Origin of the sequence: Streptomyces sp. NPDC048434, assembly GCF_043200375.1 — a bacterium.
Lineage (GTDB): Bacteria > Actinomycetota > Actinomycetes > Streptomycetales > Streptomycetaceae > Streptomyces.
In genome coordinates this window covers 60,644-75,391 of sequence record NZ_JBICXQ010000005.1, presented here as the reverse complement: position 1 = coordinate 75,391, position 14,748 = coordinate 60,644, and the positions used below count along the sequence as shown (strand labels likewise).

General features: G+C 68.9%; 11 protein-coding genes and 1 pseudogene. 9 read left to right on the top strand and 3 right to left on the bottom strand.

The annotated features are described in order from the left end of the window. Nucleotides 1–51: 51 nt before the first annotated feature. Nucleotides 52–957: a helix-turn-helix transcriptional regulator gene (locus ACGFWI_RS07720; RefSeq protein ID WP_393905015.1), complete on the top strand. Its 906-nt coding sequence runs from the start codon at nucleotides 52–54 to the stop codon at nucleotides 955–957. A gap of 76 nt (nucleotides 958–1,033) precedes the next feature. On the opposite strand, the gene ACGFWI_RS07715 is transcribed toward ACGFWI_RS07720, so the two are convergent. Further along, nucleotides 1,034–2,617: an ISAzo13 family transposase gene (locus tag ACGFWI_RS07715; protein ID WP_393905231.1), complete on the bottom strand. Its 1,584-nt coding sequence runs from the start codon at nucleotides 2,615–2,617 to the stop codon at nucleotides 1,034–1,036. Between the two features lie 208 nt (nucleotides 2,618–2,825). On the opposite strand from ACGFWI_RS07715, the pseudogene ACGFWI_RS07710 reads away from it, so the two are divergent. The 3 genes and pseudogenes from ACGFWI_RS07710 to ACGFWI_RS07700 all read left to right on the top strand — a co-directional run. Continuing rightward, nucleotides 2,826–2,930, top strand: a pseudogene (locus ACGFWI_RS07710) (IS5/IS1182 family transposase); the annotation flags it as partial. A gap of 525 nt (nucleotides 2,931–3,455) precedes the next feature. Continuing rightward, nucleotides 3,456–3,992 carry a phosphate-starvation-inducible PsiE family protein gene (locus ACGFWI_RS07705; RefSeq protein ID WP_393905230.1) on the top strand — a complete coding sequence of 179 codons (537 nt, stop codon included), beginning with the start codon at nucleotides 3,456–3,458 and terminating at the stop codon, nucleotides 3,990–3,992. Between the two features lie 361 nt (nucleotides 3,993–4,353). Then, entirely contained in the window at nucleotides 4,354–6,168 is a 1,815-nt protein-coding gene (locus ACGFWI_RS07700) for an APC family permease (RefSeq protein WP_393905014.1), read from the top strand. Nucleotides 6,169–7,364: 1,196 nt separating this feature from the next. Here the strand turns inward: ACGFWI_RS07700 and ACGFWI_RS07695 are convergent. Then, a complete protein-coding gene (locus tag ACGFWI_RS07695; protein ID WP_329169874.1) occupies nucleotides 7,365–7,649 on the bottom strand; it encodes a hypothetical protein in 285 nt (94 codons plus the stop codon). A gap of 89 nt (nucleotides 7,650–7,738) precedes the next feature. On the opposite strand from ACGFWI_RS07695, the gene ACGFWI_RS07690 reads away from it, so the two are divergent. Beyond that, nucleotides 7,739–9,682 (top strand): MFS transporter, encoded by a 1,944-nt coding sequence (locus ACGFWI_RS07690; RefSeq protein WP_393905013.1) that lies wholly within the window; start codon nucleotides 7,739–7,741, stop codon nucleotides 9,680–9,682. Continuing rightward, complete coding sequence (locus ACGFWI_RS07685) at nucleotides 9,682–10,173, top strand: Hsp20/alpha crystallin family protein (protein ID WP_393905012.1); 492 nt, start codon at nucleotides 9,682–9,684, stop codon at nucleotides 10,171–10,173. Before ACGFWI_RS07690 ends, ACGFWI_RS07685 begins: the two co-directional genes overlap by 1 nt. Nucleotides 10,174–10,433: 260 nt before the next feature. On the opposite strand, the gene ACGFWI_RS07680 is transcribed toward ACGFWI_RS07685, so the two are convergent. Further along, nucleotides 10,434–10,883 (bottom strand): DUF1931 family protein, encoded by a 450-nt coding sequence (locus ACGFWI_RS07680; protein ID WP_393905011.1) that lies wholly within the window; start codon nucleotides 10,881–10,883, stop codon nucleotides 10,434–10,436. Nucleotides 10,884–11,288: 405 nt separating this feature from the next. Between ACGFWI_RS07680 and ACGFWI_RS07675 the strand changes: the two genes are divergently transcribed. The 3 genes from ACGFWI_RS07675 to ACGFWI_RS07665 all read left to right on the top strand — a co-directional run bounded on the left by ACGFWI_RS07675 (nucleotide 11,289) and on the right by ACGFWI_RS07665 (nucleotide 14,727). Next, the gene (locus tag ACGFWI_RS07675; RefSeq protein WP_393905010.1) at nucleotides 11,289–11,648 is read left to right on the top strand and encodes a hypothetical protein; all 360 of its coding nucleotides are present in this window, start codon (nucleotides 11,289–11,291) and stop codon (nucleotides 11,646–11,648) included. Then, nucleotides 11,617–11,952 (top strand): hypothetical protein, encoded by a 336-nt coding sequence (locus ACGFWI_RS07670; RefSeq protein WP_393905247.1) that lies wholly within the window; start codon nucleotides 11,617–11,619, stop codon nucleotides 11,950–11,952. The genes ACGFWI_RS07675 and ACGFWI_RS07670 overlap by 32 nt, the downstream gene beginning before the upstream one ends. Before the next feature lie 564 nt (nucleotides 11,953–12,516). Continuing rightward, nucleotides 12,517–14,727 (top strand): FUSC family protein, encoded by a 2,211-nt coding sequence (locus ACGFWI_RS07665; protein ID WP_393905009.1) that lies wholly within the window; start codon nucleotides 12,517–12,519, stop codon nucleotides 14,725–14,727. The last annotated feature ends 21 nt before the right edge of the window (nucleotides 14,728–14,748 follow it).

The following is a 14,748-nucleotide window of genomic DNA, read 5'->3' as shown; positions in this document are numbered from 1 at the left end:
AGGGGATGCCACCCCCTGGCTGCGCTCTGGCGTACGAGCGACCATGGAGGGGTGAACCTTCCAGAACTCGGTGCCTTCCTCAGGACACGCCGCGACCGCATCCGCCCCGCCGAGGTCGGTCTCCCCCACGGCCCGCGCCGGCGCGTCCCCGGGCTGCGCCGCGAGGAAGTCGCGCAGCTGGCAGGGCTGTCAGCCGACTACTACACCGAGCTGGAACGCGGCAGCGCAAAGAACGGCGTGCAGCCCTCGACCCAGACCCTGGCCGCCCTCGCCCGAGCCCTGCGCCTGAACGGCGACGAGCGCGACCACCTGTTTCACCTGGCCGAACGGCCGGTCCCCCCGTCAGCACACGGACCATCGGCACACGTGCAGCCCGCGCTCCTCGGACTCCTGGACCGGCTGTCCAACACCCCCGCGCGCGTCATCACCGACCTGCACGAAACCCTGGTGGAAAACGACCTGGCCCTGACCCTGCTCGGCAAGTCCCCGGCACACCGCGGCCCGGCGGCGAGCTTCGTGTACCGCTGGTTCACCGACCCGCAGGCGCGCGACATCTACCCGCCCGAGGACCACCCGCACCACTCCCGGGTGTTCGTGGCCGACCTCCAAGCAGCGGCCGCCCGGCGCGGCCGGGACGCGGAGGTCACGAAGATGGTCGCCGTGCTACGCGGCCGCAGCCAGGAGTTCGCAGCCCTCTGGGACACCCACGACGTCGCGGTGCGCCGCATGGACCACAAGAGGATCGTCCACCCCATGCTCGGCGTCATCGAACTCGACTGCTACAACCTCCTCAGTGAGGACGGACGGCAACGCCTGCTGTGGTTCACCGCCCCGCCCGGAAGCCCGGGAGCCGAGCAGCTGGAACTGCTGTCTGTCGTAGGGACCCAGGAGCTGAGCGTCACGGAGGGCATGGCACCGGAGAGGTCGTCCGCGGCGGAATCCGGATCGCAGCGCTGACCCGCGCCGCAGAGGGAGGCCGCCTTGCAGTCGGCTTAGGGCGTGCAGATCATCAACTTGTCTTCTTGATCTTGATTTAGGTGGGGTCCGAAGCGAGGAACGTCGTGATGTCGGCTGGTGTGCGGAAGCGGGCGGTGGAGGCACTGACGCGGTGGGCGTGTGCTTCGAGGAGTGGGCGGACTTCCTGGCTCGCCCGGCAGATGGTCACAGCGGTGACGCCGAAGAGTTGACCTAGGAGGTTCATGGTGGCGAGTTTGCGCAGGTGGAGCACGGTGGCCAGGATCCGGTCGGCTGGGGTCAGCTTGGCTTTGGCGCCTGCGCCGGGTGCGACCAGACGCTCGTGACCACGACGGGCGCGGAGTACTTCCTCGCGTTGTATCTCCAGCGCGGGCGTCAGAGTGTCGATGAGTTGGCTGAGTTGTTGGCGGGTCATACCGGTCAGTTCAGGGGCTTGCAGCGAACGCCGCGTGAGGTGATCCAGCCTGTTCGCCGGGGCCTGGTCCGAGGTGCTGTTGATCGCCGTCGCGTCCCGCGGGTGCTGGGGGTGGAGGGTGTAATTCCAGTCGCCGTGGAAACGGTGCCGGGTGATCGGGAGGGCGGCAATTTCGTCATCACTGACCTGGACGCCGGTGGGGTACGGGTTGGTGTCGAGTTCAGCATGCACGGTCAGGCCGGTCTTGGTGGTGGTCGCGGCGATACTCTGGACGATGACTTCATGGCAGGTCAGGGGCCTGCCTCGCCAGTTCATGGTGATGTGGGAGAACAGTCGGTGCTCGATCTGGTTCCACTTCGATGTGCCGGGAGGCAGGTGGCAGACGGTGACCGTCAGTCCCGTCTCGGCTGCGAACCGGGCGAGTTCGGTCTTCCAGGTGCGGGTGCGATAGCCGTTGGAGCCGCCCGCATCGGCGGTGATCAGCAGTCGGCCGGCCGTTGGATAGGCGGCTCCTCCGGCACCGTTCCACCAGCGGCGGATCGATTCGACAGCGAACGCGGCGGTGTCGTGGTCGGTGCCCACGTTGACCCAGCCGGTGTTCGCGACAACGTCGTAGATGCCGTAGGGCACTGCTCTGCCCAGCTCGCGGTCGGGAAAGTCGTGGGTGTCGACCCGCACCGACTCGCCTCTCGGCTCCCATTCACGGCCGTCGTTCTTGAACGGGCCGACCAGTTCCTTCTTCTTCGTGTCCACGCTGATCACCGGAGCCCCGCCGTTCTGGTGGTCACGGGCCTGTTCGTTGAGGTAGTGGAACTGTGCGTCCCGGTCGGGGTGCTGCCTGCCTTCCAGGGTCTTGGCGTTGCTCTGCAGGCTGAAGCCCTCCTCGCGCAGAAGGTCGCCAACCGTGTCTGCAGAGATCTTGTGACCCTGCCGGGTCAGCTGTTCGGCGAGCTTGCGGGTGGATTTGGTGGTCCAGCGCAGCGGCGACATGGGATCTCCGCGGACATCGGGCTCGACCAATGCGAGAAGCGCCTTCCGGACGGCTGGGTTGAGGTCGGCGACGCGTTTGCGCCCACCGCCGGGCCGACGGACCCGTCCCAACGGAGCTTCTCCGAAGCGGAGTTCACGCCTTCCCGCAGAGACTGTGGCCTCACGGACACCGGCGGCACGGGCGACCGCTCTGATCCCGCCGTGGCCGAGGGACTGGGCCTCCGCCCCTATCAACAGACGACGCTACCTCTCGTCGAGATGCGGCAGAATCGCCCCGAACTTGGCTGCCAGCACGGCCCGTTGTCCTTCCAACCCGCTCATGCCAGACCAACGAACCACCGAGCGGAAAGCTACGAGTTAAAGATCTGCACGCCCTTAGAACCCCTAACGGAATGATATTTGAGGTGGTTGGATCACTCCGGGGTTGATGATCCAGGGGTGCGGGATGGCTCGGCCGAAGCCGTGGGATGTCGATGACGAGTTGTGGGCGGTGATCGAACCGCTGCTGCCGAAGGTCCAGCGTCGAGTTCGGCATCCGGGGCACAGCCGCCCAGGGGCGGTTGGCGCACACCCTGCCCAGGACCAAGCGGCCGTGGCCGCCCAGGCCCCGCACCGCGGGGCGCTCGCGGCTGGAATCTCCCCGGGTGCCGGACTGCCGACGACGGGGGAAGCTAGCGGCTCTTCGTCCTGCGCAGTCTGTTGCCTGACGACGCCGACCACCGCCTGCCGCCCCCGGCGCCACAGACGCCGGGAGCCGAGGGCGGGCAGTGAGATCAGTACGACCCTGTGCTCAGGGTGGACCTCGGTGCTGACCGGATTGCGCTCCGCCCGGCTCGGCAGGTCGGTGAGGAAGACGCCGGTGTCCCAGTCGCCGTCCTCCAGACGGGTGCCGACGATTTCGGCCACGTCGGACACGTTGACCGGCCCGTCCGCCACCAGGGGCGCCGTCACGGTGTCCGCCCGCCAGCGGATGCCCCTGGCGATGCGGCGGCGCAGATGCTCCGGGAGGGTCCGCCCGTTCACCCGTTCACCCGTTCGGCAGCACGTCGCGCCTGCGGGCCGGGGCACCCTTAGCATGCTGACTGTGCGATCCATTCTTCCGAAGATCGAGGGCGGCCGGGTACAGGGCCTCCTGCAACTCATCGAGGACGGCATCCACCTCGTCGTCGCGACGCTCCTCGTACTACTCGCGGGGCTCCTGACCGTCGGGGTCGTCCACGACATCATCAGGTCGATCCAGGGGCCGTATCGCGAGGATACGGTCGTCCTCTCCGCCCTGGACAACGGCCTTGTGCTGTTCATCGTGGCCGAGCTGCTCCACACCGTCCGCCTCACCATCAGGAACCAGACCCTCGACGCGGAGCCGTTCCTCGTCGTCGGCCTGATTGCCGGCATCCGCAAGGTGCTCATCGTGACGGCCGAGGCGGAGAAGTCCTTCCGGTGGAACACCGAGGGGATCGAACTGCTCATCCTGGCGGGGCTGATCCTCGTGATGGCGACAGCGGCGTACGTGTGGCGGCGCTCGACGCGGCCGGGAGACTACTCCCCGCTCCAGGAGGCGGGGCGCTCCCCGTCGCCGGCGCCGTCACCCACCCCGGTGCGCGGGTCCTGATCCGTCACCTTCCGCCTCCACGGCCGCCCGCACTCGCTGCTCCTCGCGAGCAGAGCCGATGTCCCCGCGTGCGGCGGCCGTCCGCCGGGTCGTCGATGCGTAGCAGGAAGCAGGCGCCGGTGTAGGGCGAGGGCCGTTGCCGCAGCACCGTGCCCTGGAAGTCCGCCAGGCCCAGAACCTGTGCCTGGTGCGTCCTCCACGTCGCACCCGTCCAGCGCGGTGGGCGTGCAGGTCCCCGGAGACTCTCCGAAGCTGGATCAGGCGGTTACCTCTCACCGAAAGGGAGACATCATGAGCATTGCCGTTGTGCCACGGTCCGGCATGGGTGGGTGCACCCGCCAAATGAACGAGTGAGTTTCACGTGACGCTCGGGCTTGCGTCCAAGAAACCTCACCCCAAGGTCCCACGGCGTCACGGCGAGGGCGGAAAGTCCCACCTGACTGTGATCCAGGGGCTGGCCGCCCTGTCACTGGACGCCCTCAGCTCGGTCGCGTACGGCCCGGAGGCCATCGTCGTCGTGCTGGTGGCCGCCGGTTCGGGCGCGCTCACGGCGATGCTGCCGATCACCCTGGTCATCGCCGGGTTGCTGGCCGTCCTGGTGGTCTCCTACCGCCAGGTGATCGCCGTGCACCCGGACGGCGGTGGAGCCTACGCGGTGGCGAAGAAGGATTTGGGCAGACCGGTCAGTCTGATGGCCGCGGCCAGCCTCATCATCGACTACGTCCTCACCGTCGCCGTCAGTCTCGCCGCCGGCGCCGCGAGCCTCGCATCGGCGCTTCCCGTCCTTTCCGATCACCTTCTGGCCGTATGCCTGATCGCGCTGTTCGTCCTCACCGTCGTCAATCTGCGCGGCATCGCGGACAGCGCGCGGGTGCTGATGCTGCCCACAGTGCTGTTCATCGTCAGCGTGATCGGTGTCATCGTCGTGGGGCTGTTTCGGGCCCATCCCGCAGCCACGGTCGGAACGTCCCAGTCCTTCCCCGCCGTCGAGGCGCTGAGTGTGCTCCTGGTGCTCAAGGCGTTCTCCGCGGGATGCTCGGCGCTGACCGGGGTGGAGGCCATCGCCAACGCCGTTCCGATGTTCCGCCAACCACGCGTCAAGCGGGCGCAACACACCGAGCTGATGCTGGGGCTGCTGCTGGGCGCCATGCTCATCGGGCTGTCGTTGCTGATCCGCCGCCATCACGTGGTGCCACGCGGCGGTGTGACGCTGCTGGCCCAGCTGACCGCCGGCTCCTTCGGGACCGGCTGGGCCTACTACGCCATCAGCCTCATCGTCACTCTCGTGCTGGGCATCGCCGCGAACACCAGCTTCGGCGGCCTTCCGGTCCTGATGAGCGTCCTCGCCAAGGATGACCGTCTCCCTCATCTGTTCGCCCTCCGCTCGGAGCGGCCCGTCCACCGCTGGGGCGTCGTGGCCCTGGCGGTGCTGGCCGGCGTCATGCTGGTCGTCGTCAGTGCCGACACCCAGCGCCTGATCCCGCTCTTTGCCATCGGCGTCTTCGTCGGCTTCACCATCAGCCAGATCGGCCTCGTCCGGCACTGGAGCATGCAACGCGCCGACGGCTGGTTGCCCCGGGCGCTGATCAACGGCGTCGGGGCTGTGCTGACCGCCGTCGCGGGAATCGTCCTGCTCGCCACCAAGTTCCTCGCCGGTGCCTGGATCGTCGTCCTCACCGTGCCGCTGCTGATGCTGCTGTTCTCCCGGATCGAGCGCTATTACACGCGCGTTCGCGACCAACTCAGATTGGACGGCACCCCGCCACGCCCCACACGAACCCACAGTCTGGTCATCGTCCCCCTGGGCAGGGTCGACATGGTCGCCGTCGATGCCCTCAACGCCGCGTCCTCACTGGGCGATGAGGTCGTCGTGGTCGCCGTCTTCGACGACCCGACGAAAGCAGACGCCATGCGCGCCGACTGGGCGCGATGGAACCCCGGCCCACGGCTCGACATCATCGACAGCCCCCAGCACTCCCTGGTGCATCCAGTCATCGGCTACGTCGAGCAGGTCGCCCGCAACAGCAGGCAGGTCGCCGTACTCATCCCCCAGGTGGAACCCCTGCACGGCCGCTACCGGATTCTCCAGAACCAACGGGGCATTCTCATGGCCGGGCTGCTGAGTTCCCGCACCGACGTAGTCGTATGCCTGCTCAAACTCCAGTTGGACCTGTGACCCCGTCACTCACGTGACGGCGCCCCCAGTGGGACACCATCAAGTTCTGTCATCACGGAGGACATTGATTCCCCGAACCTGCCACGCATGGCGCCTCTTCGCCTCGCCGAACTTGAAGGTCAGGGCTGTAGCGGGGCCCCACGCTCCGTTGTAGTAAGCGGTGTGCCACAGCCGCCGGTCGGTGCCCGCAAGCAGAAGGTGGAGCTTTCCTTCGTGGAAGGCGAGCGCCGCAGCGGCGAGGTCTTGAAGGCCCTGATATGGATCAGGCCGGCGGCGGTCCAGCTACTGCCGGTGTACCAGTTGTAGTGCATCGCGTTGTCGCCGCCGACGTGACGAGTACCCCTCGGTCAGCGGACATTCGGTGACCGACGCGGTGAACAGGACGGAGGCGCCACGGGCCGTGGTCTGCGCCCTGACAGACCCGTCCGAACTCAGTGGTCCGCAGTGAGGAACCGGTGACCGGCAGCAGCCCGACGAGCTGCTGCCGGCAGGTCGGTGAGCTTCTCGTTCTGCTCGCTGCGGGCAGCGGCCCGCAGATGGGCTTGGGGTACATCTCCCCGCGCCGCGGACCGCACCCTGCGTCCTGGCAATACGGCGGGCACCTGGGAGGAGACCCGGCCGTAGCTACACCGCGCCGGTGGCCGAGGCCACGGACCGATAAGCCCGACCGGGACCGGTGCACGGCGCTCACACATCCCTGCGCCGCGCTCCTGCTCCGCCACCCGAGCGACCTGGCCGCCCGCCGCTCGCATCCGAGCGCCGCGTTGGTGTCCTGATGCTGGCCGTCACAGCGCCGGCCGGCCCGATCGCAGACAGCGTCCTTGCGTGTCGCTGCCTTCACCCTCGCAAGCGCACCGGCCTCGCACCTCCGCCTGCGGGGTGAAAGCCCTCCCCGCCGTTCGACCTCCGAGCGCAGGTGGGCGGGCAACCGGGGGCCTTGGGTACGTCTACTGTCCGCCGCCCTCCCGGCGCGGCTCTCCTTTGTCGGCCCAACTGGAATACACTGGACACCGGCCGTCACCTCCGTACGACGCGGTCCCCAGGCCGGTCCCACGCGGACCCCAGACCGCAAGTAAGCGCCGGTCAGAGCGCGAGGTGAGGGCATGGCTGCCAACCCGCTTGCCGCGCTTGCGTACCACCGTGGGGCCCGCAAGCGTCGTGCCGCCCGCCCGTACGGGAGCGCCGGGCCCGGCCGGTCAGCGTGGCGGAGGCGTGACACCGGGCCCCGTACCGGCTCTTTTCGCACGGTGCTCGCGCAGCGCACGCAGCAGCCGCAGCGGGAACAGCCCGACGAGTGGCGCCCGGCGGCCCAGGTCCTCCTGGTCCTCGTGGTCGAAGGCCCGTGCATAGCGCCGGGCATCCTCGGCCGCCGGATACCGTTTGGCGCCCCCCGCCCCACACCCGCGCGCACAGTGCCAGCGCATCGTGTCGCCCTCGCTGAGAAAGCGGAAGCGATGTCCGAGAAGGCGGCAGCGCAACATAGAGATCCAGCCTATGCGGAGCCAGGCGATCCGGCCCGTCCGCCCGCTCCTCCACTGAACTGCTGATGGCGAGCACGGGGAGGAACACCATGACCGCCAGCACCGAACTGGCTACTGTCACCACCCGCGTCCCGGCCCGGCTCGACCGACTGCCGTGGTCCCGCTTTCACTGGCGGATCGTGATCGGCCTCGGGACCGTCTGGATTCTCGACGGACTCGAAGTGACGATCGTCGGCGCAGTGGCGGCCCGTATGACCGAGCCGGGCAGCGGCATCTCCCTCACCAGCGCCGACATCGGCACGGCCGCCGCGATCTACGTGGCGGGAGCCTGCTTCGGAGCGCTCCTGTTCGGCCGTCTCACGGACCGCTTCGGCCGTAAGAAGCTGTTCATGGTGACGCTGGGGATCTACATCCTCGCCACCGTCGCCACCGCGTTCTCCCAGGACGCCTGGTACCTCTTCCTCGCCCGGTTCATCACCGGCATGGGCATCGGCGGCGAGTACGCCGCGATCAACTCGGCCATCGACGAGCTGATTCCGGCGCGCAACCGGGGTCAGGTGGACCTGGCCATCAACGGCAGCTATTGGGTCGGAGCGGCGCTCGGCGGCCTGGTCTCACTGGTCCTGCTGGACACACATCTGCTCGCGCCGAACCTCGGCTGGCGGCTGGCGTTCGGCCTCGGCGGCGTCCTCGGGCTGGGCATCATGCTGGTGCGCCGTCACGTCCCGGAGAGCCCGCGATGGCTGTTCATCCACGGACGGGAGGGGGAGGCCGAGCGCATCGTCGACCGGATCGAGGCCGAAGTGCGGGCGGAGACGGGCCAGGAGCTGCCGGAACCGGGCGAGGCCATCACCATCCGGCAGCGCGATGTCATCCCCTTCACGGAGATCGCCCGGGTGGCCCTGCAGCGGTATCCACGCCGCGCGATCCTCGGACTGGCGCTGTTCGTCGGACAGGCGTTCCTGTACAACGCGATCGTCTTCGACCTGGGCACCGTACTGAGCGGGTTCTTCGGTGTGGGGTCGAGCTCTGTCCCGTACTTCCTGGCCATCTTCGCGGTCGCCAACTTCCTCGGACCGCTCTTCCTGGGCCGGCTGTTCGACACCGTCGGCCGGAAGCCGATGATCGCGGGCACCTACTTCGGCTCGGCGGCCGTCGCCGTCGCCCTCGCCGTTCTGCTGATCACCGGCTCGCTGACGGCATGGTCGTTCTTCGCGCTGGTCTCGGTGACCTTCTTCGTGGCCTCCGCGGGAGCGAGTTCGGCCTACCTGACGGTCAGTGAGGTCTTCCCCATGGAGACCCGCGCACTGTCCATCTCCCTGTTCTTCGCAGTCGGTACGGCCGTCGGCGGTATCACCGGACCGCTGCTGTTCGGCAACTTCATTCACAGCGGTCACACCGGACTGGTGGCCCTGGGCTTCCTCATCGGAGCCGGGGCCATGGCCCTCGGCGGGCTGGCCGAGGTGCTCTTCGGTGTCCGGGCCGAGCAGCAGTCCCTGGAGAACATCGCCAGACCGCTCACCGCCGGGGAGGCCGAGGCGGACTGGCGCAACGAACCCTCTCCGGACGCCGTCCGCGAACGCGCCCGCCCCGAGGGCGTCCGGCAGGCGGCCCGCGAGCAAGAGCGGCGGATCGCCGACCGCACGGCCCGCCGCCGGGAACGCGAGCGCACCGGGGTACGCCGGTACCGTCCGGGAACGGGCAGTTCGCTCTACTCACCGGGCATGGCCGGCACGGCCGGCACGGCGAGCCGCACCTCGGCCATGGCCGAGCGGTCCCTCGACCACGAGATCGAGCAGGTCTCCCGAGCCCTCACAGAGCACGGCCCGACCCGGCGCGACGAACTCGAGCGGACCGTCGACGGACGCTCGTGGGGCCCCGGCCGCTTCCGCAACGCCCTGCGCGAGGCCGTCCGGGAGTCGCGCGCGAAGAACCTGCCCGATGGCCTCTACGGCCCGCCGGGCCGGGCCGCCGGCCACGGCGAAGGACCCGGAAAGACCCCGAAGATACGAGAGGACGGAGGTGATGGGTGATGACCTCACCCGTCCGACGACAGCGTACGAGTGGAACGATGGAGCGGCAGGCCTACCGGACGCGGAACCCGCTGGCGGAGTTCGACGAACTCATCAACCAGATGGGCGGGCTGATCGAGTCCACCGTGGGAGGCGTGCCCAGCACAGCCATGCCGACGTGGATCCCGCTCGCGGATGTGACCGAAACCGACGACAGCTACCAGGTCGACGTGGAGCTCCCCGGAATGAAGAGCAAGGACATCGACGTCGAGGTCAGCGGCCAGGAACTGGTCATCTCCGGAGAGATCAAGGAACGTGAGCGCAGGGGCATCCTGCGGCGCAGCACCCGGCGCACCGGCCGTTTCGAGTACCGGATGCTGCTGCCCGGCGAAGTCAACACCGAAGGCGTCAAGGCACAGGTGTCCGACGGCGTGCTCACGGTCACGGTTCCCAAGACGGAGGTCGCAAAGCCCCGTCACATCGAGATCACCGAAAACAAGAGCGGCCGTTGAGACCTTCGGCCCGGCTTCTGCCACGGTCCGTGAGGCCCACGGCCTCACGGACCCGGCGCCGCCACAGGCGGCGGATGACCAGGAGCCAGGAGATGGCTGAGGGAGGCCTTTCCTCGTTCGACACCGTGGTGGGCCCGTATGCCCACGTCGCTGTCTGCCGCGCTGCGGTAGCCACACCTCCGCAGCCGCCGCTCGCCAAGCCGGCGGGGCGGGTGACTCTGGGCCCTGGAGGGGTGACCTGCGCAATCCGGGCAGGGCGGCTACAGGAGCAGGTCAAAGATGGCGGTCGCGCCCTCCCAGTGCTTGGTCTGGGGGTTTTTGACGTCGGGGTACATGATCTTGAAGGCTTCGGCGAGTGCCACGCTCAGCCCGCCGATGATCTCCGGGTACCGGGCCTCGGTCTCCTCGCTGGGTGCCCGGTCGAGCAGGGGATGCGCGGCCAACTGCTCAAGGATCGGCTTGAGCTCGACCTCCTCGTCCAGCCGCCGGAACCGGTGAATGCTCTCCTGAAGCCCCTTGGTGATCGGTAGATCCCACGGTTCAACGATGTCCCGGTCGTTCGCCTTGGCCGCGGCCTGGGCGACGAGCAGCAGGTCGTAGAGCTTGCCGTCGACGAAGTCGCTGTACCGCTTCAGATCGTTCTTGTCCACGTCGAGACTTGCGGCGGCACGGAAGAACCTTACGAACCTGGACACACCCATAACGGTCATGCCTTTCGCCTCCTCGCCCTTGGTAACTGCCCCCACCGGCGACTGTCGGCGCACCGGCGGGCAATGCCCAGTTCCAGGATTCCAGACACCTCCGGGGCACGCCTGCGCATGTCAGGCCGAAGCCGTGGCGCGCATTTCACCTGACAGGCCAAGCGACCGGAAAATTCCCGGGGTTGCATTCCGGACGGCCGTGAGAACCACCCGTCGTCGGCGTAGAATGAGCGCAAGCAATTGGACGTGAAGCGTTACCTCGCCGTATGGGCCATGGACGCTCCGGACCGGCGGATCGTCCGCCGCGCATACAGGGGAAAATAATGAAGCGACCGAGCACTGCTCCCCTCCCCCGGTGAGCGTCATTCCCGGAGGCTTTCCCGCAGGCCCGTGGCACGGCAACGCGTGGGAGGTGTGAACCTCGTGGTGGTGAAGTTGAACGCACGAGCCTTTGATCACGCGAAGAAGTTGGTTGAGGAACGGCAGGTGGTACTCGACGACCGGGACGAGTGGAGCGAACACCGCCCCTCGGCCGAGGAGGAGAACCGCTACCTGGAGCAGCACGGCTTCGCCGAATACCGGAAGTGGTACCTCGGCGAAGACGACGAACAGAACGAAGAGAACAAAGGCCGGTACAAGTTCCCCTATGGCGACTTCGAGAAAGTGCACCGCTGCGGAGTTCTCTCCGCGGAGTCACGCGCCGGGCAGTACAAGCACACCGACATAGAGCTTGCCGTGGCTCATGTGCACGGGATGCTGGAAGAACTTTCCTGAGCCAAACTCGCGCCCCGCCTGCCGTGCCCACACCGTCCTGTGTCAATGCACCCGCCCCACGGTCTCACGGGCACCGGCGGAAGTTCGGGAGCAGCCAATCAAGCACCCTGCCGGCACCCGCTGCTACGCGGCGATCCTGCAACGCACCCTCACCGCGGCCTACAAGAAGGCCGACTACTTCGCCCGCAGCTTCCGCACCATCCAGGTCCTCATCGACCGCGAGTCCATCCTCACCGGAGCCACCCACCAGGTGGCGAACAGCCCGGGAAGTACTACGCCCGGGGCGAGCGCGCTGCTGCAGTGACGACTTCTTCGCCAAGTGTCAGCACCGGCCGGCCTGCGCACGCTGCCCGTTCTACGTCCCAAGCAGTCCACCCGCGGCCAACTGCTAGCCGTCAAGGACCGCATCGACCAGATGCTCCAGCAATGCGACCTCACCGACGACGAACGCGAAGCCTCGAAGGAGACCGCCAAGCGGTCACCGCCCTCGCCGAACGCCTCGCGGACACCCCACACCCGCCGGACCGACCCCGCGAGAACTCGGAACGACGGACGGCTTCAGCCCCCTGACCCGCCTCATGAAGACGATCGCACGACCGAAGGGAGAAGATCCCAAGCAGCTGCTCTCACTCGCCCAGGCGAACACTCAGCCGGCCGCCCGGCTCCCGGAACCCGAGCACAGCTGCCACACGTCGGGATGCCGCGGGGCCGGCGCCCGTGACAGCGGCACCTGGATCGGCCCCGTCTGGTGGCCGGCGTTCCAGCCGGACTCCTCGGTTCGCTCCCGGCACCGCGTGGTACCTCACGTGGGCGGCTGCACGGTGCGGCTGACGGCGCACGGCCCCGGCCTCGCCCTAAGCTCGGCGCCGTGACGTGGCTACGGGCACTGGGGCTGATCGTGCGCTCCGGGCTGACGATTGAGAGGACCCGGCTCGAGCCGCTGGTCGCACTGCGCGCCGCGGCCGGAGTGGCGACCGTGATCGGGCTCGCGCTGTGGCTCGTCTCCCCGGCCTACGCCACGTCCGCCGCGTTCGGAGCCTTCTCGGCCGGCACCGCCACGTTCCAGCGGAGTTGGCGCCCGCGCAAGGTGCTTGCGCTGGCCGCCGGCGCGGGCCTGGCGCTCAGCACGTTCCTGGGATATCTGGCGGGGGCGCACCCCGTGCCGTTCCTCCTGCTGCTCGCCGTGTGGTCCTTCGGCGCCGGAATGGCCTGGGCCGCGGGCTCGACCGCCGGGATCGTCGCGGCCACCACGATCGGCATCATGCTGGTGACCATCACCCTGCCGACCACCGTGGTGCAGGCGCTGGAGCACGCCGCGGTGATCGCCTTCGGCGGTGTGGTGCAAGCGACGCTGATCCTGCTGTTCCCGATCCGCCGCTGGGGAGCGCACCGGGACGCGCTCGCCTACGCCCTCGCCGCCGTGGCCGACTACGCCCGGCGGCTGCGGCACGACCCGGTGGCCCCCTTCGCCCCGGAACCGATGATGACGGCCCGCGACGCCGCTGCGGTCACGCCGTGGCAGGCGCGCCGGCTGCCCGCCGCCTTGCACGGCCCCCGCGGCCTGGCCGAGCGCATCCGCCCGGTCCTCGCCTCACTCGCCGACCCCCGGGTCGGCGCTCCGGCGGAGGGGCCGGAACGCGACCGGACGCGGGAACTCCTGAAGGCGGCCGGCGAGGTGCTGGACGCCGCTGCCCACTCGATCCGCCGCGGTACCCCGGTCCGGGTGCCCTCCGAAGCCATGGAGGCCCTCCGGGGCGGGGAGGAGGAGGTGCTGCGGGGGCCGGCGCGGCTGGCAGCGGTGCGGCTGTTCGATCTGCTGCGCGAGGTCGTGGAGACCGCGGACAGCAGCGACACTCACGCGGCGAAAGCCCCGGAACTGGTGCGTCCGACCATGTTCCGGATGGTGCCGGTCGTGCTGCGTGCGATGCGCCGCGAGCTCTTTTGGGACTCGGCTGTTCTCCGGCACGCTGTACGCCTCGCCGGGGTGGCTTGCCTCGGCTACCTGCTCGGCAATGCGCTTCCGCTGGGCCACGGCTACTGGGTGCCGATCACCTCCGTCATGGTGCTGCGGCCCGACTTCCACCAGACCTACTCCCGTGCTGTGGCCCGGTTCGCCGGCACTCTCGTCGGCGTCGGACTGGCCACCGTAGTGGTGCAGTTGGTTCACCCGGGTGCATATCTGTCCGGCGGGCTGGCCGTGGTCTCGGCCGGGTTGATGTACCTGCTGATGCGCACCGGGTACGCGGTCTCGCAGTCCTTCGCCGCAGCGTATGTCGTCTTCCTGCTCGGGATGGGGGGCGAGCAGTGGCAGCAGACGGTGCGGGACCGAGTGCTGCTGACCCTGCTCGGCGGTGCGCTCGCGATGCTGGCCTATGTGCTCTTCCCGGCCTGGGAGACCCCGCGGCTGCTGGACCGTCTCGCGGACTGGCTCGCCGCGAACGGACGGTACGCGGCGGCGGTGGTCGGCAGCTACGCGGATCCCGGCGGCGGGCATCGCGCGGAAGTGCGGCAGGCACTGCTTGCCGCCCGTAAGAAGGAGGCCGCGTGGGACGAGGCTTTCGAGCGGTCCAAGCAAGAGCCGGTGAAGCATCGTGGACTGACCCGCAGTGCGGCCCAGGACGCGTATGAGGCGCTCAAGTCGATGGGGCGGGCGGCGATGCTTCTGGAGGCCCATCTGCCGGGACGAGAGGTGCAGCCCGTCCCGGAAGCCGCACTGTTCGCGGCGGCACTGCGGGCCGACACCGCGCGTGCGGCGCGGGACGTACGCGAGCGGCGGGCCCCGCGATGGGAGCGGGTAGCGGCGGCGCTCGAGGCCTGGGAGGGCGCGGACGGCGGTGATGATCCGGTGGTGCGGCGTGGCGCGGAACTTTTGCTGGGGGCCCTGGAGGAGCTGACGGCCGCGCTGAGCACGACGCCGCTGGAACGGGATGTCGAGTCGGTCCGGGAGGCGCGGGAGGACCGGCAGGAGCGACCGGCACCGGAGGAAGAGGCGGCAGATGCGGCAGATGCGGCAGAGGAACAGGAACTGCGGCGGGAGCGCGGTGAGGGCTCGGCTCCGCCACCCAAGGACGGCGGATAGGCAGCGCCGCGTTCCGTGCGA